The following is a 24,908-nucleotide window of genomic DNA, read 5'->3' on the forward strand; positions in this document are numbered from 1 at the left end:
CTCAGCGTACCTCTGCGTTTCAAAATATTATCTGTACCTCACTTAAGCTATATATGTCTTTTATTAATGAAAATGATCATACTAATGCCTTAATTGTCGGCGCGAGTCAAGGTATTGGTTTAGGTTTTGTCAAAAAATTGCTTGCAGATGACAGAATTACCAAAGTTTATGCCACCTATCGTCAAGCACAATCTGCCACTGAATTGCTAGCGTTAGCAGAGCAACATCCTCAACATCTTACTTGTTTGACATTAGATATTACTAATGAATTACAAATTGCTGAAACTATCCAAAAAATCCGTACTCAAACCGATAAATTACATTTAGTAATTAACTGTGTAGGATTACTACACGACGGTGATTTACAACCAGAAAAAAGTTTAAGACAAATTAACCCCAATCATTTATTACGTTACTTCCAAGTAAACAGTATTGGTGCTGTGCTATTAGCTAAACATCTTTTACCATTATTGCGCCATCATGACTCTGCAATTTTTGCGACCATATCAGCTAAATTAGCCAGTATCGGTGATAATCAATTGGGTGGATGGTATGGTTATCGCGCCTCTAAAACCGCCCTGAATATGTTTATGAAAAATGTGGCAATTGAATATAGTAGAAGTTGTCCTCAAACTATAGTTGTAACATTACACCCTGGTACAACTGATACACAACTTTCTCGACCATTTCAAAAAAATCTTCCGGCAAAGCAATTATTCTCAGTTGAACGGACTGTTACACAACTACTTACTGTCATTGAACAACTGCAAAAAAGCGATAGCGGAGAATTTTTTTCTTGGGATGGCACTAGATTACCTTGGTAGGCAACTAATTTCAGTAGATGACAAATTTCTCTGTTGAGGCTGGGTGTAGGGTGTAGGGTGTGGGGTATAGGGAAAGAATTAAATTGATCAATCGCTATAATTACCCAAATAATTGCAAAATAAATGCAGTTTGTCTGGTGGCTACCGAGAAATGCTGACTACACTTGCTGACGCACAAAATTTACTTTCTGACCTCATCGCCCGCTACTCATCCCGTGTAGATTATTTAATGATTCGCCTAGAGGAAGCAGAAGGTACAGATATCTTGTTGCGTGGCGACAAGGTGGAAACTCTCAGTGAAGGAATTTCTGTTGGCGGACATATCCGTGCTTGTTATAAAGGTGGCTGGGGGTTGAGTAGTTTTAACCAACTTTCTAGTATTAAAGAACGCATTGAGGAAGCAATTGCATCAGCGCGGATGGTAGGTGATGAAGCAACTTTACTTGCTCCTATTGACCCAGTGCAAGCAGTGTGCAGTCTACCCTTGACAGGTAAAGATCCCCGCCAAATACCCCTCGCCCAGAAAAAGGAGTTATGCGATCGCTATACTGAATTATTAAAGGCTCAAGACCATCGTATTACTACTACCTCGGTTCGTTATAGCGATAGTTCCCAAAGAATTATCCTCGCCACTTCCGAAGGCACTCTCATCAATCAATCTTGGGTAGACATGGAAATGCGCTTTGCCGCTACCGCCAAAAATGGCGAAACTGTGCAAACTGGTAGGGAAACTACAGGTTCTCGTAAAGCCTACGAAGATTTAGTAAATTTGGATGCACAGGTAAAAAGTGCCGCCCAAAGGGCTGTTGCAGCCTTATCGTTACCACCAGTCAAAGGCAATACCTACACTGTAGTGATTGATCCCATTCTCACAGGCTTGTTTGTTCACGAAGCTTTCGGACATCTTTCCGAAGCTGATATGGCTTACGAAAATCCCGACTTACTAGAAGTTATGACCATTGGACGGCAATTTGGCCCCGAAGAACTACAGATTTTTGACGGTGCAGCCCCAGAAGGACATCGCGGTAGCTATTTTTACGATGATGAAGGCACACCAGCCACCACCACCCAACTGATTAAAGATGGTATTTTAGTTGGTCGTTTACATTCTCGTGAAACCGCCGGTAAATTAGAAGAAGCCCCCACAGGTAACGCTCGCTGTCTCAATTATCACTATAACCCCATCGTTCGCATGACTAATACTTGGATTGAACGGGGTAAAACACCAGTGGCAGATTTATTTACTGACATTAAAGAAGGAGTATATGCGCGTAATTGGCTGGGTGGCATGACAAATGGGGAAATGTTCACCTTTAGCGCAGGGGAAGCCTGGATGATTAGAAATGGCGAAATTGCTGAACCAGTCAAAGATGTGACGCTTTCTGGTAATGTTTTTCAGACTTTGGCAGATATTGAAGCCATTGGTGATGATTTTTACTGGGATGAATCCGGCGGTTGTGGTAAAGGTGGGCAAAATGGTTTACCTGTGGGTTGTGGTGGCCCTAGTCTGCGAATTAGAGATGTAGTAGTAGGAGGAGAAATTTAAAGAGATTTGTAATGCGATCGCTCTACTTTATCTATCTTTTAATAGAGGTAGAAATATTTCCCCAGACTGCTAAAAACTTCTGAACTCAGTTGTTACAATCACCCCAGCCATAAAAAAATTACTGAAGGTGTTAGTTATGACTGATGAAGTGAAGCCTAATCCTAGTGAAGCTCCTACCCATGATGCACAATTAGTAGCTGAAAGCATAGTGAATGGTGAAGCAAAAGCACCAGAGGTTGATTTTAACGCTGACTATGCAGCAGCACAGCAATTGAGTCAAGGTGCTAAAGTCGAAACACCCTCTAAGCCTGAAAATAAAACATCTCAACCCGAAGCCACAAAAATTGCAGCTCAACCCACCGGTAATCCCGATGATTATTTAAAACTTGCTAAAGAAGTAGGAGCATCTCACAATGAAGGTGTAACTGAAATCAGTGATGATTTATTACACCAAGCTCTAGAAAAAGGTCAACCTAAAAAATAGTAATCATTTAACTAGGGGTGCAAAAACTTGCGCCCCAAATACAGTTTAGTTAGTTTTGATAAATTAAAAATACTGACCCAATGAACCCAGGGTTTTCTAGGTAGATTTTATTTCTGTAATACAATCCTGGCGACATACCCCCATCAAATAAAATCCCTTCTTGAATTTTACCTAAACAATTGTAGTGGGCAATTCCCTCTAGAACATCATCAAATTTATCTGGTGTTAACTCTTGATTAATTGCAGATACTTCAATGTTAGAATTAGCTTTTATATCATTCACTAAAAAAATCACATAACCTTTGTTTGTAATAGCTGCCATAGAACGATTAGTGGCTTGTTTACAGGCGAATTGACCTAAATCTCGACAAATATCTTTAAACTTACCTTGACTGTAAAATCTGCCATTACCACCTACTAAATTATAATTAAGAATATTATTTTTTCTTCTGCCGACTTGAATTGTCGCCTTTCTTTGCTGGGGCTTACCGCCAGAAATCCCAAAGGAAGAACGCCTATTTTTAAAATCTCCTGCATACTCAATTCCACGAGAAATATTTAAGCCTTGAGGCTTATTTTCAGTATCTATATAGTCAGCGTTAATAGCTGCTATTGGTCTTTTACCATTTAACTGAGAATTAGCATCAGTAATCAATTCACGAAACAATTTTGGTGTATATTCTCTACGAATTTTACCTCTAGGATCTTGAGCATAAATCTGATGAGATAAACCCAAATTAACTTTAAAATCTAGTGCCTCTGACCTAGGATTAAAAATAATTACATGATTGATGCCTTTAGCAAATTTCTCCCCCCGATTATTAGTTTGAAAAAATTCAATACTAAATTTACTATCTTCACCAGCACAAGTTTTTGCAGTTTTAGCTACTGAACTAGCATCAATTTTTTTACAACCTGATAATAAACTGAGAGTGAAAGCAAGTAAAGAAAAAGCAACTATTTTTTGTAAATACATCATGAAAACGCTGTAACAATTAGCAATAAACTAACGTCCCGCTTCGCTCTAAGCGCAGCTATAAATATAACAGTCGAAAATAAAAACCCGCTACAGCATAACTCTAGCGGGTAATAATTGAAACTTTAAATGCACCTTAAATATTGGAAACTGAGGAAGTCATCACATGATTTTCTTCCACTATTACCTTCCTAAGAAAGCCATTCTAAAACAGCTTCTTCTTTAGTATTGGTGTTACGAGATGGGGTTTCACGATTAAATTTCATATGAATTGAGCGTGTTTGCTCACCATCAGCTGCAACAGCCATAATGGGGTAGTCAATTAGACCATCTTGGAAGGACATCTGGAAGCGGAATGTACCATCGGGATTGAGCTTGATGGGACGGCCACCAATTGTAACAGTCGCATCTGGTTCAGTTGCACCGTAGACAATTAACTCAGCGTCAGCAATTAACCAGAACTTGCGAGGACGTACAGGCACGGCGGAAGCGGAGAAACCGACACCAGACATTCCTACACCAGACATATTGATGCCGGAAGCGGTGGGAACTGCCCACATCCCTACACCAGAGGGGAAGACATAGGAACTGATAGCTTGTTCAGGACGCACAGAACCAGGAACGTGCTGCATAGAACCGAATAGAGAACCAGCAACCCGTTGCGCTTCGGCAGACTCTGCCATGCCAAAAATTTGGTCGTAGATGGGGTTGCCATTTGCACCCACTGCGGCTGCTTTCTTGGCAGGGGGGACGAGTTCGTACAGGGTTTTGCCGCGTAAATCTTCCTCAAAGTTAACAGTGATGAAGACATCTTCAATCCAGTCGGAGGGATAAACAGGAGGAATGTGAACACGAGCTGAACGAGCTAGCACCAACCAACGGCCATCAAAAGCACGATAACCGATATCAACAACATAATCGCGATCGCTCACTGGAATGGGAATATACCATTCCCTAGCTAGTTCATCGGCAGGATACTCTTGGATGCTGTGGGGGCTTTGATACTCAAGATTTATATCGGTAACGTCATAAATCCGCAGTGCTAGTTGCTGTCCCCCTTGGCGACGCAAGTCTTCTTTATGGTCGTTGGGAATGTCCCAGTAAGCATAAGCCCACTGAGGATCACGCGGTAACAGAACAATCCGGCTTTCACCGTAACCACCTGGTAAATCTGCCAAGCCTTCATCCACATCAGCTAGAGATCCACCAGTCCGATCTTCTTGACCTAGTTCAAATTTTGCTGCTTCCACGGTTTCCTGTGCCTCCACTGAACGAGATGGGTTAAGCGATGCTTTTTGACGCTGAACTTCTTGAATTGATGCTAGTAACTGAGATTTCCGCATCCGGCTATAACGAGAGATGCTAAATTCGCTGGCAACTTTCCGTAGTTGCCGCAGTGTCATCTCTTCTAGCGGTGGGCGTTCTTTTGCCATAAATTTTGGCCTCCAGTAGTTTGAAAGGTAAATGATTTCCCTGGGTAACAAAATACTTAATAAACTTCTTTTATCCCAGATGAATTTCTTATGCCTGACTCCTGGCTTTGCCCAGTGTGTTTTTTAGTGTTTTGTTAAATAAAGGTCACTTCCTTTCAATTTCTTACTCATGCCAAAATCAGCACTTTGGGATTAAGAGGAGTCACTTGTTATTAAGTTTGTTAAATGAATATTAACTATTAGGCCTGGGTAGGGATCAAGGGGTGTCAACAGGCTTTTTTACTTAATTCACGAACTTATAAGCTATTTTGGGATCAAATTGTTATGTTTTCTTGACATTTATACTGGTTAATAGGTGATTTATGTCAAAATTTCCTGACAATAACGTTTTGTAGCAACAAGATTAAACATAATTATATGTATTGCAACCAGCAACTAGACAGCAAAAAAGCTGCCTTAGTGATACCAGCACCTAAAACATTAGAGATACAAACAAAAATTGAGATTAATTGACAACGGCTGTCATGCTCTGAATCCGCCAAATGCCATCTTGACGAACTAATTCATAACGCACACGGACATTTTCATCACTGGAATTTCTTCTTTGACCATTTTCGTAGAATTGCGTGATTTCTCTGACGGTGGCTCTGACTAAGGCACGATTAGGATCTCTATCAAATTTATTGACATTTTCAATTCTGACGCTATGGCTATACATCCGATACCTATCTGTGGCTCTCAGTTGTTGGGCAGTAAATCGCCACTGAGACAAAGCAGAACCAGTTAAAATATCTCCTAAAGCTTCAACCTCATGGTTAGGCCCCAAAGCTGAAGCTTTAGTAGATAGCCAAGTTTTAATCACTCCTTCCGCTATTGCTTCTGTCAGCACTCCATCCTGGGACTGTAAAGCACCGTTACTTTCCAGTGTGGCTATTAGTGGTTCATTGAGTTGAGTTAAAAATGATTCTGCCTGTAAACTAGGTGCTGGGAAAAACAGGTTTCTAACTGCACCAAAAATAGTTGAGACTAACAGCCAAAAAACTAATATCCCTGCCATAGAGATAAATACAGTCCACACTAACCTTGTTTTTCGATCTAACGTACCAACAAAGTGACGCTGTGGGTGGGGACGATGATGCTCTTGATTCAGGGTTTGAGTGGGTTTGCGTCGCCTGCGCTTGGTGGTTGGACGGGGTGCAGAGCTTTGATGCTGATTAGCTCTAGCTGTACGCTGCACACCAGACATTTGAGTAGGAGGTGTTTCTGGCGGTATGCCAGTATAGGGGGGTATGGGAGCAGTATTTTCTCTAAAGGCTGTAAAATTGCCTGCTGCTACTCTGTTGTTTGGGGTTTCTGGTAACTCTGGGTCTGGTATTCTGTGGGGATCAGACTCAGGTCGAGTCTTAGCACTAACGTGACTACGATGTTGACTACGATTAATGACTTTCCACTCATTAGTAGTTTCTGCATCCGTCGGCAAAGCTTCTAGATAAGCTTGGACTTGGGGGTTGGCAAAATAATCTTTTAGGGATGCTTGCTGCTTTACTAAATCCCGAAAATGGGGAAATACTTCATTTTGTAGCCATTGTTCGGCATAAAGACATAAACCAGGGAGTAAATCTGGTGAATCTTGAGATTTTTCTCGAATAAACGCTAAAGATTCATATTCTTGGCTCAGTTCTAACACCCGTGATGCTTCTTCAGTTTGCCCCAATAACAGCGCACACAGAGACTGTTCTAAATGTACATCTTGCCGTTTAGCTAGACGGATGAGCATTTGCTTGGCATGACGAATTAAAGCGGGTTGGTGGTGGGTAAACCCCCTGGCAATGGAGGCATAAACAGCTAAATAGGTAGCCACAGCCGAGGGGCGTTTACTTTCCGCTTCAAACAGCTTGTGTTGTTCAGCAACTGTTAAGTAGTGGCGTAATTGCTGGATGAATCGGAGAAAGTCATCAATACTTAACCCTGATTCATCATAACCAGTGCCGTCAATGCCACCGCGATCGTCCAAGATATTTTGCAGTAATTCCAGACCTTGATGACGTTCGACAGTTTTATCTAGAGGCAATGCCAGTAATTCTAAAATCCGGTAGGGACGTAATTTATAAAGGTCGGACTGAATTTCTGCCTGGACATTAGGAAATAGCCCTTCACGAGCTAACATTTCTTGTCCGGTTTCTAGGGAAATCGCCGCACTTTCGTAATGACCTTGCTGCCATTGCTCACGACCCAATTCTAAACAAGCAAGGGCAACAGTCAGAATAATATCTGGGCGTTCAGCATTTTGGAGGAGTTCCTCCGTAGCCAAATGAATGCCTCGTTTTGGCACGACACCGTTGTCATTCCCCAAATAAGTACGACCTAGTTTCAGCACTAGCTCGTATTCTCCTAGCTCTTGCAAGATCAGTAAAGCACCAACTAACTCGTCAGGGGCAATTTCAATGCTGAGATTGTGAGCATGAAATTTACCCTGATTGTTGTTGTAACGATTTTCTAGTGTGACTTTGGCATTACCAGGACTATCTGGGTCATAGGCATGAGCAAGATATAACTGGTCGTAACTACTACGTTCCTTGGGATCTGATAAAACCACGTAAGCTTCTTCTATAAGTTGTTTACGGGAAGCAATTGCTGCTTGGGAATACTCTCTACGCGGCAATTGTACAGTGCGATCGCTATATGCTTGCCGCAACTGTTCCTCACTTGCCGCTAATGGTAGCCCTAAAATTCGGTAGTAATCAAGCGGAATTCGCACAGCCTACTTCCCCTGCACCGTGATCAACATAATCCACCTAGAGCATTCCAGGCATGTAAAACCGTGCCATAATCATACGGTGAATAATACCGTGCCGGACTTACACTATAAGTGTATATTGCAACAATGAATTTTGTTGCCTCCCCAAATTTGTGTCATATTCTAGTACCAACATTTTGTCTTCGGCTAGGAAGTGCTGATACTTTGTCTTAATTCTTAGTAATTTTCCTGAGAATAAATGTTATCAGTTTTTGAACCTATAAAACTGAACTAGCATAGTTAGTTGTACAAGGCTTGCTTCCACAGCAAAGTATGATTTATTTTGATTTCAACATAGTCAGACTAATTGCACATTCTTATTATGTTATCCGTTAACACTTAACGAAACTTATAGAATGAATGTGTGATTTCAAAGCCTCATAGCTGATCTGAATATGCAGTTAAAGATGCACCGCCCCAAGTATATATACTGATAACTTTAAAGAAACAACATCATATCACAAGGAGAAAATTATTACAACCTACAAATATATACTTTAATAGTGAACGGTGTTAGGTAAACACTTATCAGTTAAATACGAAGGCACAACAACACCGCAATTGGTGTTTCGATTGCCCCGCATAGTCCGTCAGGGCTGATAACTGATAACTGATAACTGATTTTAGGATCTAGGGGTGGAATTTCCTGAAATTGTTCATAGATATGCAGAAACCAAGCTATCCTGAGTGATAGCCTATGAACTGAAATGGGGAAGAACAAGGTGCTAAAAAAGAAATTGAGAATGAGGCTGAGATAGTCATATATAGATATGTGAAAAATAGCAAATTCACCCTGTTTTTTTCCTGAATATTCTTTAAAACAGTTTTTGGTGCATAAATATCCCTGGTTGACTCTAGCAAAACTTCTGTAGAGAAAAAACTTGTTGAGAGAACAACCTATTGAAAATGGTAAATTTCGATTTTAGGACAGGAATACGAAAAAATAATGGTTCAAGAACGCGCATTACCTAAATTTGATACTGCTACCGCCCAGATCACCAAAGAAAAAGGCTTGCTTTTATACGAAGACATGATATTAGGGCGTTTTTTTGAAGACAAATGCGCCGAAATGTATTACAGAGGCAAAATGTTTGGTTTTGTCCACCTGTATAACGGGCAAGAAGCAGTTTCCACCGGCGTAATTCAAGCCATGCGTCCGGGGGAAGATTTTGTCTCCAGCACGTACCGCGATCACGTTCATGCTTTGAGTGCGGGAGTACCCGCAAGAGAAGTCATGGCAGAACTCTTTGGCAAAGCCACCGGTTGTAGTAAAGGACGGGGTGGTTCGATGCACATGTTTTCTGCCGAACATCGCTTACTCGGCGGTTATGCTTTTGTAGCAGAAGGCATTCCCGTAGCGGCTGGTGCAGCTTTTCAAAGTAAATATCGCCGAGAAGTTTTAGGCGATCGCAATGCTGATCAAGTAACAGCTTGCTTCTTTGGCGATGGTGCAGCTAACAACGGGCAGTTTTTTGAAACCCTGAATATGGCAGCCCTATGGAAATTGCCAATTATCTTCGTCGTTGAAAATAATAAATGGGCAATTGGCATGGCACACGATCGCGCCACCTCCGATCCAGAAATTTACAAAAAAGCCAGCGTGTTTAACATGGTAGGCGTAGAAGTAGATGGTATGGATGTATTAGCAGTCCACTCTGTCGCCCAAGAAGCCGTCGCCCGCGCCCGTGCAGGGGAAGGGCCAACCTTAATCGAAGCCCTCACCTACCGCTTCCGTGGTCACTCTTTAGCAGATCCAGACGAACTGCGGAGCAAAGCTGAAAAAGAATTTTGGTTTTCCCGCGATCCCATCAAAAAGCTAGGTGCTTACCTCATAGAGCAGAACTTAGCAGATGAAGCAGAATTGAAAGCGATCGAGAAAAAAATTCAGGAAGTAATTGACGATGCCGTAAAATTCGCCGAAAGCAGCCCTGAACCAGATCCTAGCGAATTGTATCGCTTTATTTTCGCAGAAGACGAGTAGAGGAGGCAGGGGAGCAGGGGAGCAGGGGAGCAGGGGAGCAGGGGAGCAGGGGAGACGAGGGAGACGAGGGAGACAAGGTAGACGAGGGAGATTTTTACCCCAATGCCCAATGCCCAATGCCCAATGCCCAATGCCCAATGCCCAATGCCCAATGCCCAATGCCCCATGCCCCATGCCCCATGCCCCATGCCCCATGCCCCATGCCCCATGCCCCATGCCCCATGCCCCATGCCCCATGAGGAATCATCCTGTGTTTAGTATTGCCACTCAACAACAACAGTACAAAACCTATATCCTTTCTGATGAAACAGCCGGTTCTCATCTGGAAGTAGTGCCAGAACGCGGTGGAATCATTACCCGTTGGCGAGTCAAGGGGGAAGAAATTCTCTACCTAGACACAGAACGCTTTACCAATCCAGAGTTAAGTGTTAGAGGTGGAAACCCCATTTTGTTCCCCATTTGCGGCAACTTACCAGATAACACCTACACCCTCAACGGTAAGCAGTACACCCTCAAGCAACATGGTTTTGCCCGTGATTTACCGTGGGAAGTAACCGAGCAAACTACTACCGATAAAGCTGCACTCACATTGGTTCTCAACAGCAACGAGCAAACCAAAGTGGTTTATCCCTTTGATTTCCAAATAGTTTTCACTTACGAAATCCAAGGAAATACACTCTCAATTCAGCAACACTACCACAATCTGTCATCTACACCATTGCCATTTTCGGCTGGTTTTCATCCTTACTTCCTCACAGGGGATAAAAATCAGCTAGAATTTGCCATTCCCTCTCAACAGTATCAAGACCAAAAAACGAAAGAAATTCATCCGTTTAACGGTAATTTCGATTTTAGTCGGGATGAAATTGATTTTGCCTTTGGAGAGATTACCAGTCAATCTGCTAGTGTGACAGACCATAGCCGCAAGCTCAAACTGACTTTAGACTCGGACAATATCTTTTCTATGCTGGTCTTCTGGACGCTTAAAGGTAAGGAATTTTATTGTCTAGAACCTTGGACTGCACCCCGTAACGCCCTGAATACAGGTGAGAAACTGACTGTCCTTGAACCAGGAGCTAGTTACACTGCATCGGTGAGATTAACGGCAAATTTTTTCTAGTTACCCCTTTACAAATCCCCGGCTCTTAGTGCTATAATTGTGAAGTTGCGAAATGCAACGCGGGTCGCTAACTCAACGGTAGAGTACTCGGCTTTTAACCGATTAGTTCCGGGTTCGAATCCCGGGCGACCCATTCAAGGACTTTCAATTAAAAAAATATAGTATCACCTTGATGGCAAGGGAGCAGGGAGCAGGGAAAGACAGTTGTTTTGAATCACAAGTTATAAAGACGTAGCACTGCTACGTCTTTTTGATTAACTCGCTTTGGCATTTAAAGCATATTCCCTGAACCTTTCTAAATCGGCTTGAATGGTTGATTCCACGGCTCGCCCTAAAAATAGGTTATCCATGATTTTGCCGAGTATACCGGGAATAGCATAAGATACTGTCATTTTGACGATACTACTACCGTGGCGATCGTAAAAGCGGATTGCGCCCTGATTCGGCAAGCCATCCACCGACTCCCACTGAATAATTTGGTTAGGGACAACTTTGAGGATGCGAGATTTCCAACTAAAGTCTAGTCCGCCAGTACTCAGTTTCCAGAGGGAGATGTCTGGATTATCAGGGGTAATTTTCACTGAATCAATCCATTTCATCCACTTGGGCATTTGCTCTAGGTCAGACCATAAGCCCCAGACTAAATCAATGGGGGCTTCGACTTCAACCTGTACGCTATGTTCTAGCCAATCAGCCATTATTTTTCGATGTTTAGATTTGATGAGGTTAGTCGCTCTATCTCTATTGTTTAATATTTTCGAGAATGACTTTGGCGGCGCGTCTGCCAGAAATTGTTGCTCCTTCCATGCTGTCAATGTAGTCTTGCTGAGTATAGCTCCCTGCTAAGAAGAAGTTAGGCACAGGGGTTTTTTGATCTGGGCGGTAGACATCCATGCCTGGAGCTTCACGGTATAGGGATTGGGCTAATTTTACGACGCTGTACCAAGTCATATTTAACTCCCGTGATGAGGGGAATAATTCATGGACTTGCTTGAGGACGTGTTGGGCGATCGCTTCGTTACTTTCCTTAATAAATGGATCTCCCGGTGTCAGGACTAGCTGTAACAATGATCCCTGTCCTTGGCGATAATAGTCACTAGGGCTAGTCAAAGCCAAATCCGCAAAACAAGAAAAATCAGCGTCAGCAGTGTAGAGTAAATTATCTATCCCGGCTGCCTGATTTAGTTGTTTACGTTTTTCTTGATCTTGCAGTTCCGTCACCCAACCATCAAATCGTAACTGTACGGTGGCAACTGGTACTGCTTCTAATTGATAAATATTATTAAATTCTGACCACTTGCGCCATTCTTGAGGCAATACGCGCTGAATGCCTGGGACATCACAAGCACAGAGATAGGCATCAGCCGTAATTAATTCTGTAGTATCCCCTTGGGCAACTACTAAGCCAGTGACACGGGTTTCTCCCTCTACTTCCGCAAACTGAATTTCCCGCACTTGGCGACGAGTGTAAATTTGTGTACCTCTATCTGCTAAATATTTGAGGATGGGTTTGTGGAGGTATTCATCGGGAGAACCTGTCAACATTCGCAGTACAGATGCTTCGCTGCGGACTGCAAAAAATTGGAAGATGGTTAACATACATCTGGCAGAAATATTTTCGCAGTCAATGAATCCCAAAGCATAAGCAATGGGATTCCACATCCTTTTGATACTGCCATTGCTACCGCCGTGACTGCGAAACCAATCAGCAAAACTAATTTTATCTAAGTTGCGGATGGTTCTCATCGCTCCATCAAAGTCTACTAATCCCCGCACGATGGGGCTAGTACCAAGAGCGATCGCATTTTGTAGCTTATCCTGTAACGAGAGTTGAGAAGTCGTAAAAAATGCTTTCAACCCATTAAAAGGCGCACCTGTGAAGAAGCGAAAATCTAAAGCACCAGTGCGTCCCCCCCTGTTAATAAAAGTGTGGGTGTGTTCTTTGAGGCGTAAATTTGATAACGCCCCTACTTTTTCCATGAGATCGAACAGTTGGTAGTAGCACCCGAAAAATACGTGTAGCCCCATTTCAACGTGATTACCATCACTATCAATCCAACTGCCAACTTTACCCCCAACAAACGGACGGGACTCAAAAATTTGGACTTCACAGCCTGCATCAGCTAAATCCACTGCGGTTGCTAGCCCAGCCAATCCCGCACCTACAATTGCAACGCGCATTCCGTCTTTCCTTTTCAGTTTCTTTACAAATTGTAACTGGCTTGGTGTCGGAATTTGCTACTTATCTCTAGCGAGGCTTGATTTTGAGTGAGGGCAAAGTCATGCACCTGATGATCAATATGATTGTATTACCCTGCTAATTGTCTGTTGTTAGATGCACTTGATCTCAAGCTTAGTTTTTCCACTAGACAAATTTTTGTCAAAAATAGTGGATTTAAAACCGCTTTATAGATATTGATTGAGTAGTCAAAAGATTTGTTGTCATCACATCAAAATACTCTCTACCTACTCACTTCTTTGCTGTCATCTGATACAGGTAAACTTCTAATCAGTTCCCGAATTACATCAGTTGCAGGTCTACCTGTCTGTTGACAGTATTTTTCCAGCTTCTCTGCTTCCTGTGCAGCTAAATTCACAGTTATACGTTTAACGGCCCATTTTTTATTAGTCATTATCATGCTATTTGCTGTGTATTAACATCATCAAAAACAACTAAATTGAGGATGAAGACGATAAGATTATCAGAATTTGTGTCGAGAAACAAGTGATACCGACTATAGGCTAAATGTTCCTTTTGTCAAATATTTCATGGTTTTTCAAGAAAATAGAATCACTGTCTCCTAAAGCGATGAGGATAATAGTACCGACTCACTGTTTCAAGGCATATTGTTAGCCAGAGTAAGTGGAAGTCTGACTATTAAATTGCGACAAAGAAGTTAAGTTAATCAGTTGCCATACCATCTATCTCTCTAGAGTTTTAATTGTCTAAAAGCCAGGATTTTTTCATTTGATAATCAACCATGACTTGCAGTTAATCATGCAAATAAGATGCAATGATTAAATATCTCGACCTATCTATGATTAGCTGCGGCATATCTCCATGAGTTTGAGAATGAAAGCAATAAATGAGGCAACAACTCCATCAGCTTTTTATGGTGTTGTTGTATGGCTATTATAGCGGCATTTTTTGTGCTTTATAAAAACTTCATTCAAGGATAAAATTCGATGATTTTGGGTGTTTATAAGAAAAACATAAAGAGAAAATAGTAATACTTAAATTTATAGTTAATCTTATCGATTTTTCATCAAATATGTAAGTTAACAACATAATTCATTCTTAGATTTTTCACCAAATATTGTTGTTTCTAAAAAAAATAACTATTGTAATTACTGATTCCTTAGTCAATTAAGTCATTATCTACCGTTTTAAGTTACCCAAGTATTTATTAGAAATAACTAGAAAATGGGTGATTTCATGAAAACTTGATAAAGTCACCAGGTAATGACATCGAGTGAGCAAGGAAGGAAAAGAACGGAAACATTGGCCATTACGCACTCACTCAGGAAGGTTGTTGAGTGCTGATGGTTAACAGCGAAAACGAAAAGATGCCCGACACCATATTTGTGTGAGAGTTGTGATTTTTTGCTGACTTGTGGGGGAGGATGAGTGCATAAGTACCCAAGCCAAATTAATTGCACATAGTTATTGAAAGTAAAAATATCTGTAGTCCTTACCTGTTCCCCCTATACTGTTCCCTTTCCTAAATAAAAGAAGCGGCTACCTTTTTGGTAGCCGCTATCGTAGATGAGGAAAATAGGTAGGAATTGAATTTTGTGGAACTACTTATTCCAATTGAAATTGGGGCATTAATTGGAGAGTACCAATACCTAAATCTTTAGGTGAGAGCGATCGCGCTTCAAATAAAGCCATCATATCTCGCAATTGTGGATTACCACGGGAAGCACCGGTTAAGCCTTTGGCAATGATTAAGCCACAATAACCTTTGGTATTCTTACAGCGTTGATTCCATTTTTTCCGAGCTTCTACATGAATGGGGTCTTCATCCAAAAATTCTCCGAATAAAAATAATTCCCCATTGTGAGTTTGTAATAAACCTAAATCATAGCGATCGCCATCAAAGGGATCAGTACCAGGGTTAAAGCAAATAGCGTTAAGACCACCAGCTGCTTCAATAGTTTCTATAACAGTTTTCGCTTTAGGGCGGGAAGTTTGAATCACAATGACTGGCAATCCATCACCGACTGATTTAATTTCACCAGCTTGGTGATAGGTGACTCCCTTTCGCAGATACTCCAGCATCTCCCAAGAGATCACACCCAAGCTGAGAAAAGAGTCTTCGGGAATTAAGTCATCTCGCAGGGAACGAAAGGCACTCTCATCTAGGTCATCTATTTCTTCTTCTGAGATACTAAAGTCTGTCATTTCCTCTAATTCGTCCGCCAGTTCTGGCAGAGTAGCAACAGTGACAGAGACTGACTTAGTATCTTCCTTAGCTTCAGGTAGAGAAATGCGATAGCGATGACTCAAACTAGGGAAATCGTCTGTATACAGTTGATGACGGTGATCACGGATAAAGCGAGAAAGACTTTCTAAAGCTAAGAAGACAATTATGGCTTCTTCCTCATATAAAACCGATTTGAGTCCTTCTAGGGGGTGGATAGTGCCAAAGGTAGGGGTAATTTCCGATAAAGCTAAATCAGCTAAATCCTCAAATTCATCTTCATCATCAATGTCATCACCGCTCTCAAAAGTCAGAAATAGACAATCTTGTTTGAGAAAAGCTTCTTCTAAATGCCCTGGTGAATCATCATCTTGTAAAACTGCGGCACGAAATCGCTTGAGGGAATCTTCGGAACGGTAAAACAAAATGCCATATTCCATCCCCAACATTCCCATAATTGAGGCGTAGAGTGTGCCAATATCCCACTTATTAATCTCTATAGATAAGATTTGCTGTTCTTCTAGAAACTCCCAAGGAGCAGCTTGCCACATGGCAAATGCTTTCTCGTGTAAAGCTTGGGCATACTTTGGAGGTAAATCAGGGACTTGATTGTCGATAATTTCTGCAAATCCGCGAAATAGTTCGTCAATTAGAGGTAATTCTGGTGCATAGTCAATAGCAATATCTAAATCTTGCAGTACTCCACGCAGGTAAAACTGGATCTCCCTATCTTTAACCACAATTCTTTGGGGTCTGGCAGGTTTAGCCGGACTGTGGGGATGTTCCATCGCCCGCATTAAAGTACGAACGATCGCTTCTGGGCCAGTGTCTGGAGATATCACATCCATTCCCCGAACCATGCCTTGTGAACCATCCACCCAAAGAATACATTCCCCCTTGTCCTCTGAGTGGGAATGGTGGGTTGGTGATGACAACGGACGGCGATCGCCCTCCCATACAGAAGGAATTTGAGTTAATTTCTTCAGCCGACGACTGGTAGAGCGATTAAAACTTGTCATAGAGTAAGTTAACCAAAAAGAAGCAATATAAAAGTAACCTTGGGGGAATGGCTAGCCAATAATCCTATTTTGTTGGCTTTACCAAAAGGTGTTGGCGACTCAAGTTGTCACAGCGATGTATCTTTAAAAAATATCCAATCTCTAAACACACCGAGTCTCTCAATTCTAGAATAAAAACCTTTGGCTGCTTTTGACGGAGTGTTTACATTTTGGCAATGACTGTCATCATTACCGCTAGAATATATACAAAAATTGCCAGACAATCAAAATAGGGTATTCTCAGCTATTTAAGGAGTCGTAAAAGCGGATGACACAAGTAACTCAATCTCAACAGCGTGGCATACAGTTGAGTGAAGCAGCTCTGAGCCAAGTAAAGTCTCTCCAGGAAAAGCAAGGGCAAGACTTATGCTTACGAGTGGGAGTCCGTCAAGGTGGCTGCTCTGGAATGTCTTATATGATGGACTTTGAACAAGAAAGCCAGATCACTGACCAAGACGAAGTATTTGATTACGATGGCTTTAAGATAGTTTGCGACAAAAAAAGTTTGTTATATCTTTATGGCTTAATGCTCGATTACAGCAATGCCATGATTGGTGGTGGTTTTCAATTTACTAACCCCAACGCTAATCAAACCTGTGGTTGTGGTAAATCATTTGGAGTGTAGTCCCTAGCCAATAGTCTATAGTCTAATTTGGCAGAATTTTGGCTGTAGACTGTTGACTTCAAATTATGATTAGCTATTGACTATTGCCGAAATTATAAATTTCTTATGACTCAAACAGTAGAATCCCTGTTTGATACAGGTTTATCACGTTATAAAGCCGGAGAAGCTGCTGCTGATTTAATTCCTGTATTTAAAGAGGTGTGCGATCGCTCTCCTAAATCAAGTGCAGCCTGGATTTGTTTAGCGTGGTTATATCTCCTAGAAGATAAAGCTACCTTAGCATTGAAGGCTGCCCAAAAAGCTGTAAAGTTAAATCCTCAAGATCCCCAAGCAAGGGTGAATCTGGCTGTAGCTATGCTGGAAACCAACCAAAAAGGGATCAGGCAACACATTGATGTTGCCAACCAATTAATTTTGGTGAATCCCGAATGGCGGGAGGAAATTCAAAATAGTATTGAAGATGGTTTAACCAGAAAACCTGATTGGCAAAGTTTAGCAAAAGTTAAAGCCTGGATTTTAGGCGAGTAGGGGGCAGGGCAGGGGGCAGGGAGCAGGGAGCAGGGAGCAGGGGGCAGGGGGCAGGGAGCAGGGGGCAGGGAGCAGGGGGAGACAAGGGAGACAAGGGAGACAAGGGAGACAAGAGAGACAAGGGAGACAAGGGAGACAAGGGAGAAATATTTACCCTAATGCCCAATGCCCAATGCCCAATGCCCAATGCCCAATGCCCAATGCCCAATCCCCAATGCCCCATGCCCCATCCCCATGCCCCATGCCCCATGCCCCATGCCCAATCCCCAATCCCCAATCCCCAATCCCCAATCCCCAATCCCCAATCCCCAATCCCCAATCCCCAATCCCCAATCCCCAATCCCCAATCCCCAGTCGCCTATGAAAGATAAACTGTTAAATTGGCTCAACTTGATTTTAGTTGCGGATGTGTTTTTGGTTTTTTTCGGGTTTGCTTGGTTTGCGATCGCAGTTCTAGGTGACGCAAGCGGAGTTAACCTAGGTTTGGATTTGTGGCACAAACTTTGGCAACCTGTGTTTAACCCAGCGATTGGCATCTTGATGGGGGGTGCGCTCCTGAGTGGTTTAATTAGTTGGGTGTCTAAAAAGTTTAGCTCTAGTCAGTAGTCTACAGTTAACACTCAAGAGTTCAAAATGTCTTTGAGTGCTGGTTGTAAATTAGGGTATTGATATTTAAAACCGGACTCTAGAGTGCGCTTAGGTAAGACTTGTTGTCCTTCTAACACTACAATCGCCCCATCTCCTAAAAGTGCTTCCAAGGCAAATCCAGGCACAGGCAACCAGGAGGGGCGATTCATCACATCACCCATTGTTTGGCTTAAATCATTCATCCGTACAGGTTTGGGAGAAGTAGCGTTATATACTCCTTCCATGTCTGAGGTTGTGAGAGCTTGTATAATCAAGCTGACTAAGTCTTCTATGTGAATCCAAGAAAACCATTGCCTACCGCTACCAATTGGGCCACCAGCAAAGAGTTTAAACGGGGTGATCATTTTACCTAAAGCTCCCCCCAATCCCAATACAATCCCTAAACGCAGAATTACTAAGCGAACTCCAGCATCTTTGACTTTTTGGGCTTCTGCTTCCCAGGCTTGGCAAACTTGAGCCAAAAAATCTTGACCAGATGTGCTAGTTTCATCAAAAGTAGCTGTTTCACTAGTACCGTAATAGCCAATAGCGGAAGCATTAACTAAAACCCTTGGCTGAGGGTTAGCTTTCGCTATGGCTTCGACAATTTTCTGTGTGCCTAACTGTCGGCTTTTGAGGATTTTTTCTTTTTCTTCTGGTGTCCAACGTTTTTCAGCTATTGGTTCACCGGCTAAGTTAACTACACCATCACAGCCTGCAATGCTATCTTGCCAAGCACCGGATATAGTAGGTGTGTAGCCAACAATTTCTACATTAGTAAAAACTTCTTGCGGAAACACTCGACGAGCAAAAGTAGTGTTTCTGGTTAATATCAATATTTGATGACCTTGTTGGTGGAGTCTTTCTACCAACCGACTACCAACAAATCCCGTTCCGCCAGTAATTGCTATTTTCATCATGCACCTCAGCCAAATCCTTATTTTAAAGTTTTTTATCGAATTTTCAAGTTGTGTTGCTTAATTGGGCATGGGGCATGGGGCATGGGGCATGGGGCATGGGGCATGGGGCATGGGGAATTGTCCATACCCGATGATTAATTCTGTGTCTAGCTAAAAATCTACGCCCCGTTTGAGTTCTACGCCGTGGTTAGCATAGTGCTTATGACAGTACACTTCTGAGTGAATGCTGGCTAAGTCAAAGTAGGCTGGGTGATTTTGACAGCGGCCGGTAATAATAATTTCTGTGTCGCGGGGTTTGCGGAGTAAGGCTTGGACAATCGGTTCAACGGGAAGTAGTTCTAAATCAACGGTGGGATTGAGTTCATCGAGGATGATGGTTTTGTAGAGTCCAGAGGCGATCGCAGTTTTGGCAATTTCCCAACCCCTCTCGGCTTCTACGTAGTCTAATTCCTGCCGGGAATTGCGCCAAACGATCGCATCTCTACCGCAGCGTTGATGATCTACAACTTCTGGATATGATTGTCGTAAAGCGGCGATCGCTGCATCTTCTGTATAGCCGCTACCACCTTTGAGCCACTGCATAATTAATACACGGGTCGAACCTGGGTGATTGATACCCCGTCCTATAGCTTGTAATGCTTTTCCTAATGCACTAGTGGATTTACCTTTGCCTGCACCTGTATAAATTTCAATGCCATTAATCAGCAATTCTGTTGCTGTGGGATGGTGTTGCGGTTTCATTTCTGAGTGTAAATCCGCAATATCTAGTAATTCTTGGGGTGCGGCGCGCCCGGTGGCGATAATTTCTAATTCTTGGGGTTTAGATTTGAGTGTCCGCACCACTTCATCGACGGAGAGTAAACCCAAATCGAGGACAGGGTTAAGTTCATCTAAAACAACGACGGAATATAAACCAGAAGCGATCGCGCCTTTGGCAACATCCCAACCCCGTGCAGCTTCGGCGCGATCAAAGGCTGTGATCTCTTCTACTCCGAAAAATTCGGCTCTGCCTGTGCGGACTTGATCAATTAAATGGGGAAATCCACGCTGTAAGGCTGCGATCGCACCATCTTCGTCATAGTCCCGTTCTGGCCCTTTTAAGAACCGCAGCAGTAAAACGCGGTTGGAATTATTCGGTGTGTTGATTCCCAAACCAATGGAGCGCAAAACCACCCCTAAAGCCGCCTGGGATTTCCCTTTACCCACACCATCATAGACGTGTATTTGACCTGTCAGTCTTTCTGAGCGCACTTGTGCGGTGCGAATACCAATACCGTTTCTTGTCATTTGTTTAGTGAATGGTCAACAGTTTGAGAATCTTTGGGTATATTAACGAGAAATTGGAGTATACTGGCACACCAAGGAAGTAAGCCGCAACAACAGTGAGATAATTGCCCTCAGTAGTCTCCTGACTAGAGTTATACTCCCTACAGTTTAACTTTTGGTTTGAACTTGTATGTTTGAAGATATTGTTCTCCCTACAATTTGGCCTGTTGGGGTAATTCTATTTAATTTTTTGTTCTTTTTAATAGCTATTCCCCTAGAAGGTTATGTTTTTCATAGAAGGTTAAATTTTGATAAAAAATCTAGTATTTTTTATGCGATCGCTGTCAACTTATTTTCTGGTGTGATTGGTTGGCTAATATTCTTTTTCGTAGAGCCTAGATTGCCAATTCAATTGAGAAGTGAGCTAATTAATTATGTACTTTTTAATGTTGTCAAGTCTAGTAGTACCCAAGGAATTTTAATTTTAACTACTATTACAATTTTTTTCGGGACATTTTTGATGAAGTTCTTTCTCTTAAGGTTTCTAGTATATTCCTTAAGTGAAGATTTAGGTAAAACACAATCAGACCAACCTTTACTCAGCCGTTTACAATTTAGCTTGCTCAGTAAGGCTCAATTTCAAAATACGAATTTAGTGACTACTACAATTATAGCAAATTCATTGAGCTATACGGCGATTACCTTAATTTTATGGCTGAGAACTTTAAGAATATTTGCCACGTAAATATAATTTTACTACTAGAGGTATTTTAAATGAACACACTTTTCAAGGATATTTTCGGGGTATTTAAAATTTTTGAAGACATTTATGAGCGTCTGAAAAAGATATTAATTCCACCCAAGGCTTATTCTTGGCAAACCTTAATTTATTTAAGTGTGTTTTCTGGTGTGATATCTTCTTTTGCTGGAGGGTACATTAGAGACATTATTGCTCTTTGTGGATGGTTATTTTTAATTGCTGGCACTGCTTGGTACACCACTGATGATCCTCTGAAAGTGCCGGGTACTTATATGCCTGTAGGGGCAGTAATTACTGGGTTTTTAGTGGCTGTTTTTGCCTTTGGGAATCAACAAGATTTATTGACACCAATGACAATTGTACTTTGGCCAACGATAGCAGCATTAATTACAGCAATTCCAGAATTTATTGAAGGTAGCGATGTTGATTCTAAACCACGGATTCCTAAACCGGAAGCTAGGCAAAAAATTATTATTTTGGTCGGCAGTTGTATGATTATTAGCTGCTGGCTACAGTTTTATTTTGTAATTGATAAATGGTTACAAGAGTATCCCAGCTTACTAGCAGATGATTTTCAAAATAGTACCTTTGTGATTAGAACCGAAGAACGAGAAAAAGTACCTAATAATGGGGTTTTAATACTTAATCAACTACAGCCATTAGTAGAAGCAGAAATATCAGAAAAACCTTGGTCACAAGTTGAAAGATGGCTGCTAGAGGCGAATGTGAAAGTGGCACAATTAGGCAAAGGTATTTTAGATAGAAATCTATCCCAATTTGAAGAAAAAGAACTATGGCGAATTGAGCCGCGTGTGACTAATACTAAAACTGGAGGTTATGTCTTAGATTTATTGAGTATATGGACAGGGCCAAGTTCTGGTGTTAAGGGTTATTACTTAAAAAAATCATGCCGCATTGAACCATTAGCAGTAGCAAGAAATCGCAATACAAGTAGTAGTGTACCAGAAGATAAAGTTGCAGTGGCAGAAATTGCTTGCGATCGCACAATTTCCATCAAGCGAGATACACCACCACCACAACAATAGGTGCTAGAAACTGGGAAATATTTAATCATGACTAAAATATTAGTAATTGCCAAAAATGTGTTTCAGGAAATGGTGCGCGATCGCATCTTGTATATTATCGGTTTTTATGCTCTAGTATTGATTGTGGCTAGCCGTGCTTTACCGGAATATGCAGCTACTACTGAAGACAAAATGTTTTTAGATGTTGGCCTAGCAGCAATGAGTGCAATTAGTGTGATTGTTGCTATCTTTATTGGCACAGGTTTAGTTAATAAAGAAATTGAAAAACGCACGATTTTATTATTAATTGCTAAACCTGTGAGCCGTGGCGAATTGATTACGGGTAAATTTTTTGGTTTATCGGCTGTTTTAGCGGTTTTAATTGCGAGTATGACAGCTATTTATCTGCTGTTTTTGCAGGTAGAAAATATTCCCTATTCCATGCCGAGTATTTTAATTGCAGCCGCATTTTTATTACTACAATTAGCTGTTATGGCGGCTGTAGCTATTACATTTGGTGTATTTACTAGCTCTTTACTAGCTGTAGCCTTAACATTTGCAGTGTATTTAATGGGGAATATTACTCAGAATTTAGTGCAGTTGAGTCGGATGAGTCGTAACCCAGTAATGGAGAGTATAACCCAAGGTTTATATCTGATTTTGCCAGATTTATCCCGACTAGATTTAAAAAATGATGCCGTCTACGGTTTGGCTGCGATACCCGGTGTGTCTACATTACTGGGTAATGCAGCTTATGGTTTAATTTACATGACTATGTTGTTAGCGATCGCTATTTTTATCTTCTCACGCCGAGAATTTTAACTGAGTTATCAATTATCACTAAGACTCATCACCCCAGTTCCTTAATTGTAAATAAACTAAAACAAGGGTGAACCCTAATAAAACTGTAGCGGCGGCAGCAGCATAACCAAAATCAAATTGACCAAAGGCTTCTTGATAAATATAGTAAACCAGCAAGTTAGTAGTATTGAGTGGCCCACCGCCTGTAACTACATAAACTTGCTCAAAACTCCGCAAGGTAAAAATAGCAGTAGTAATTGTGGCAAAAATTAAAGTTGGTTGCAATCCCGGTAAGGTAACGTGCCAAAATTGTTGCCAACCATTAGCACCGTCTAATTCTGCTGCTTCATAGCGACTGGGGGGAATGGCTTGTAAACCTGCTAAAAACACTACCATATTAAAACCGAGTTGTTTCCACACACTCAAAATAATTAATACAGGCATTGCCCAAAATGTATCTCCTAACCAAGAAATAGGCGCAATGTTAAATAAATTTAAAAATTCGTTGACAGGGCCAGTAGACTGAAATAACCAACGAAATCCTAAACCAGCGGCCACTAAAGAAGTAATAGAAGGTAAAAAATAAGCACTCCGCAGAAAATCCCGTAGCACTATAGAACGATTTAACAAGACGGCTAAACCTAGAGGAATAATTAAACTAGGAATGACAGTAGCAACGGTAAAATAAACGGTGTTGCCAATAACTTGCCAAAAATCGGGATTCAAGATTAAACGCCAGTAGTTTTTCAACCCTATCCAATAAGTGCCTGTAGAAGTGAAACTACCAGCCGTGAAGCTGAGATAAAACAAATAAGCTATTGGCCAAATAACAAATAAACCTAATAAAATTAGTGCGGGTGTGAGAAAAGTCCAAGCGGCAAATGTATCATTATCTAACCATGACTTTCCATATTTTCTTTCCATGATAATTTTCCTCTTGGTTATTCAGCTAATGTATTGACATCCTGGTGATGCAAGAATTTTGTAGCAGCAAGCCTTTCCTGTGGAACGCTGCGCCAACTCGTAGACTATTTTGAATGTTGAATTTCCTATGACTTTCTGCCCTGATTTTACCTCTAGCCTGATTTCTCCTCATGTTAATGCTGATGAATGTACTCAAATAGCTCCTCTAAAATTGGGAATTTTAGCTTCTGGTAGCGGTAGTAATTTTGAAGCAGTTGCTCAAGCTATTGAAGACAAGCAACTCAACGCCCAAATTCAAGTTTTAATTTACAATAATCCCTCGGCTAAAGCAGCAGACAGGGCAGCTAATAGAGGAATAAAAACAGTTTTGTTAAATCATCGTGAATATAAACAGCGTGAAGCATTTGACAAAGAAATTGTCAATACATTGCGGCAATATGATGTAGATTGGGTGATTTTAGCTGGTTGGATGCGAGTAATTACATCGACATTCATTGATGCTTTTCCCAATAGAATTATTAATATTCACCCCAGTTTATTACCTAGTTTTAAAGGTATTCATGCTGTAGAACAAGCCTTACAAGCAGGGGTAAAAATCACCGGTTGCACGGTGCATTTAGTCTGTTTAGAAGTAGATAGCGGTGCAATCTTAATGCAAGCAGCTGTGCCAATTTTACCAGATGACACAGCCGAAACACTCCATGCCAGAATACAAGTCCAAGAACATAAGATATTACCACAGGCGATCGCACTAGCAGCGAGAAGATAATTCGTAATTCGTAATGGGAT

The 24,908-nt window shown here is 41.5% G+C and carries 23 protein-coding genes and 1 tRNA gene; 14 read left to right on the forward strand and 10 right to left on the reverse strand.

All coding sequences use genetic code 11. The features are described from left to right. Positions 1-53 precede the first annotated feature (53 nt). From ACPZ3T_RS05995 to ACPZ3T_RS06005, 3 genes are all read left to right on the forward strand, one after another. The gene (locus tag ACPZ3T_RS05995; protein WP_490274338.1) at positions 54-824 is read left to right on the forward strand and encodes an SDR family NAD(P)-dependent oxidoreductase; all 771 of its coding nucleotides are present in this window, start codon (positions 54-56) and stop codon (positions 822-824) included. Between the two features lie 151 nt (positions 825-975). Further along, complete coding sequence (locus ACPZ3T_RS06000; RefSeq protein WP_490274340.1) at positions 976-2,370, forward strand: TldD/PmbA family protein; 1,395 nt, start codon at positions 976-978, stop codon at positions 2,368-2,370. A 136-nt stretch (positions 2,371-2,506) separates the two neighbouring features. Beyond that, complete coding sequence (locus ACPZ3T_RS06005; protein WP_490274342.1) at positions 2,507-2,854, forward strand: hypothetical protein; 348 nt, start codon at positions 2,507-2,509, stop codon at positions 2,852-2,854. A gap of 49 nt (positions 2,855-2,903) precedes the next feature. On the opposite strand, the gene ACPZ3T_RS06010 is transcribed toward ACPZ3T_RS06005, so the two are convergent. The 3 genes from ACPZ3T_RS06010 to ACPZ3T_RS06020 form a co-directional block, all read right to left on the reverse strand. Then, positions 2,904-3,830 carry a phosphodiester glycosidase family protein gene (locus ACPZ3T_RS06010; protein ID WP_490277131.1) on the reverse strand — a complete coding sequence of 309 codons (927 nt, stop codon included), beginning with the start codon at positions 3,828-3,830 and terminating at the stop codon, positions 2,904-2,906. 191 nt (positions 3,831-4,021) lie between these two features. Next, positions 4,022-5,263: a DUF4912 domain-containing protein gene (locus tag ACPZ3T_RS06015; RefSeq protein WP_490274344.1), complete on the reverse strand. Its 1,242-nt coding sequence runs from the start codon at positions 5,261-5,263 to the stop codon at positions 4,022-4,024. 505 nt (positions 5,264-5,768) lie between these two features. Then, positions 5,769-8,021, reverse strand: a complete 2,253-nt coding sequence (locus tag ACPZ3T_RS06020; protein WP_490274346.1) for an IMS domain-containing protein — start codon at positions 8,019-8,021, stop codon at positions 5,769-5,771. A gap of 985 nt (positions 8,022-9,006) precedes the next feature. Here ACPZ3T_RS06020 and pdhA point away from each other — a divergent pair. The 4 genes from pdhA (at position 9,007) to ACPZ3T_RS06040 (ending at position 11,294) form a co-directional block, all read left to right on the forward strand. After that, positions 9,007-10,041 (forward strand): pyruvate dehydrogenase (acetyl-transferring) E1 component subunit alpha, encoded by a 1,035-nt coding sequence (gene pdhA, locus ACPZ3T_RS06025; RefSeq protein WP_490274348.1) that lies wholly within the window; start codon positions 9,007-9,009, stop codon positions 10,039-10,041. A gap of 102 nt (positions 10,042-10,143) precedes the next feature. After that, positions 10,144-10,299 (forward strand): hypothetical protein, encoded by a 156-nt coding sequence (locus tag ACPZ3T_RS06030; RefSeq protein ID WP_490274350.1) that lies wholly within the window; start codon positions 10,144-10,146, stop codon positions 10,297-10,299. After that, positions 10,292-11,161 (forward strand): aldose epimerase family protein, encoded by an 870-nt coding sequence (locus ACPZ3T_RS06035; RefSeq protein WP_490277132.1) that lies wholly within the window; start codon positions 10,292-10,294, stop codon positions 11,159-11,161. The genes ACPZ3T_RS06030 and ACPZ3T_RS06035 overlap by 8 nt, the downstream gene beginning before the upstream one ends. 61 nt (positions 11,162-11,222) lie before the next feature. Then, positions 11,223-11,294 (forward strand) — tRNA-Lys (locus ACPZ3T_RS06040). A gap of 121 nt (positions 11,295-11,415) precedes the next feature. Here ACPZ3T_RS06040 and ACPZ3T_RS06045 read toward each other — a convergent pair. The 4 genes from ACPZ3T_RS06045 to ACPZ3T_RS06060 all read right to left on the reverse strand — a co-directional run bounded on the left by ACPZ3T_RS06045 (position 11,416) and on the right by ACPZ3T_RS06060 (position 16,604). Next, positions 11,416-11,859, reverse strand: coding sequence for an SRPBCC family protein (locus tag ACPZ3T_RS06045; RefSeq protein ID WP_490274352.1), 444 nt, complete (start codon positions 11,857-11,859; stop codon positions 11,416-11,418). 43 nt (positions 11,860-11,902) lie between these two features. Further along, positions 11,903-13,342, reverse strand: coding sequence for a 9,9'-di-cis-zeta-carotene desaturase (gene zds, locus ACPZ3T_RS06050; RefSeq protein ID WP_490274354.1), 1,440 nt, complete (start codon positions 13,340-13,342; stop codon positions 11,903-11,905). Between the two features lie 281 nt (positions 13,343-13,623). Beyond that, entirely contained in the window at positions 13,624-13,800 is a 177-nt protein-coding gene (locus tag ACPZ3T_RS06055) for a ribbon-helix-helix protein, CopG family (RefSeq protein ID WP_190699007.1), read from the reverse strand. Between the two features lie 1,166 nt (positions 13,801-14,966). Next, positions 14,967-16,604, reverse strand: a complete 1,638-nt coding sequence (locus tag ACPZ3T_RS06060) for a DUF6930 domain-containing protein (protein WP_490274356.1) — start codon at positions 16,602-16,604, stop codon at positions 14,967-14,969. Between the two features lie 307 nt (positions 16,605-16,911). Between ACPZ3T_RS06060 and ACPZ3T_RS06065 the strand changes: the two genes are divergently transcribed. From ACPZ3T_RS06065 to ACPZ3T_RS06075, 3 genes are all read left to right on the forward strand, one after another. Next, positions 16,912-17,268, forward strand: coding sequence for a HesB/IscA family protein (locus ACPZ3T_RS06065; RefSeq protein WP_490274358.1), 357 nt, complete (start codon positions 16,912-16,914; stop codon positions 17,266-17,268). 105 nt (positions 17,269-17,373) lie between these two features. After that, positions 17,374-17,796, forward strand: coding sequence for a tetratricopeptide repeat protein (locus ACPZ3T_RS06070; protein ID WP_490274360.1), 423 nt, complete (start codon positions 17,374-17,376; stop codon positions 17,794-17,796). Between the two features lie 360 nt (positions 17,797-18,156). Further along, positions 18,157-18,402 carry a DUF8620 family protein gene (locus ACPZ3T_RS06075; protein ID WP_490277133.1) on the forward strand — a complete coding sequence of 82 codons (246 nt, stop codon included), beginning with the start codon at positions 18,157-18,159 and terminating at the stop codon, positions 18,400-18,402. Between the two features lie 14 nt (positions 18,403-18,416). On the opposite strand, the gene thyD is transcribed toward ACPZ3T_RS06075, so the two are convergent. Together thyD and ACPZ3T_RS06085 are read right to left on the reverse strand one after the other, a co-directional pair. Then, a complete protein-coding gene (gene thyD, locus ACPZ3T_RS06080) occupies positions 18,417-19,340 on the reverse strand; it encodes a thylakoid membrane protein ThyD (RefSeq protein ID WP_490277134.1) in 924 nt (307 codons plus the stop codon). A gap of 153 nt (positions 19,341-19,493) precedes the next feature. Continuing rightward, positions 19,494-20,630, reverse strand: a complete 1,137-nt coding sequence (locus ACPZ3T_RS06085; protein WP_490274362.1) for a cob(I)yrinic acid a,c-diamide adenosyltransferase — start codon at positions 20,628-20,630, stop codon at positions 19,494-19,496. 169 nt (positions 20,631-20,799) lie between these two features. On the opposite strand from ACPZ3T_RS06085, the gene fraC reads away from it, so the two are divergent. Genes fraC through ACPZ3T_RS06100 form a run of 3 tightly spaced genes read left to right on the forward strand, consistent with a single transcriptional unit; the run spans position 20,800 to position 23,216 of the window. Continuing rightward, a complete protein-coding gene (gene fraC / locus ACPZ3T_RS06090; protein ID WP_490274364.1) occupies positions 20,800-21,354 on the forward strand; it encodes a filament integrity protein FraC in 555 nt (184 codons plus the stop codon). A gap of 29 nt (positions 21,355-21,383) precedes the next feature. Then, complete coding sequence (gene fraD / locus ACPZ3T_RS06095) at positions 21,384-22,415, forward strand: septal junction protein FraD (RefSeq protein WP_490274366.1); 1,032 nt, start codon at positions 21,384-21,386, stop codon at positions 22,413-22,415. A 27-nt stretch (positions 22,416-22,442) separates the two neighbouring features. Continuing rightward, positions 22,443-23,216, forward strand: a complete 774-nt coding sequence (locus ACPZ3T_RS06100; RefSeq protein WP_490274368.1) for an ABC transporter permease — start codon at positions 22,443-22,445, stop codon at positions 23,214-23,216. Between the two features lie 18 nt (positions 23,217-23,234). On the opposite strand, the gene ACPZ3T_RS06105 is transcribed toward ACPZ3T_RS06100, so the two are convergent. Continuing rightward, positions 23,235-24,119, reverse strand: coding sequence for a carbohydrate ABC transporter permease (locus ACPZ3T_RS06105; protein ID WP_490274370.1), 885 nt, complete (start codon positions 24,117-24,119; stop codon positions 23,235-23,237). Between the two features lie 127 nt (positions 24,120-24,246). Between ACPZ3T_RS06105 and purN the strand changes: the two genes are divergently transcribed. After that, the gene (gene purN, locus ACPZ3T_RS06110) at positions 24,247-24,888 is read left to right on the forward strand and encodes a phosphoribosylglycinamide formyltransferase (RefSeq protein ID WP_490274372.1); all 642 of its coding nucleotides are present in this window, start codon (positions 24,247-24,249) and stop codon (positions 24,886-24,888) included. Positions 24,889-24,908 lie beyond the last annotated feature (20 nt).

Source organism: Aliinostoc maniaoense, assembly GCF_058172895.1.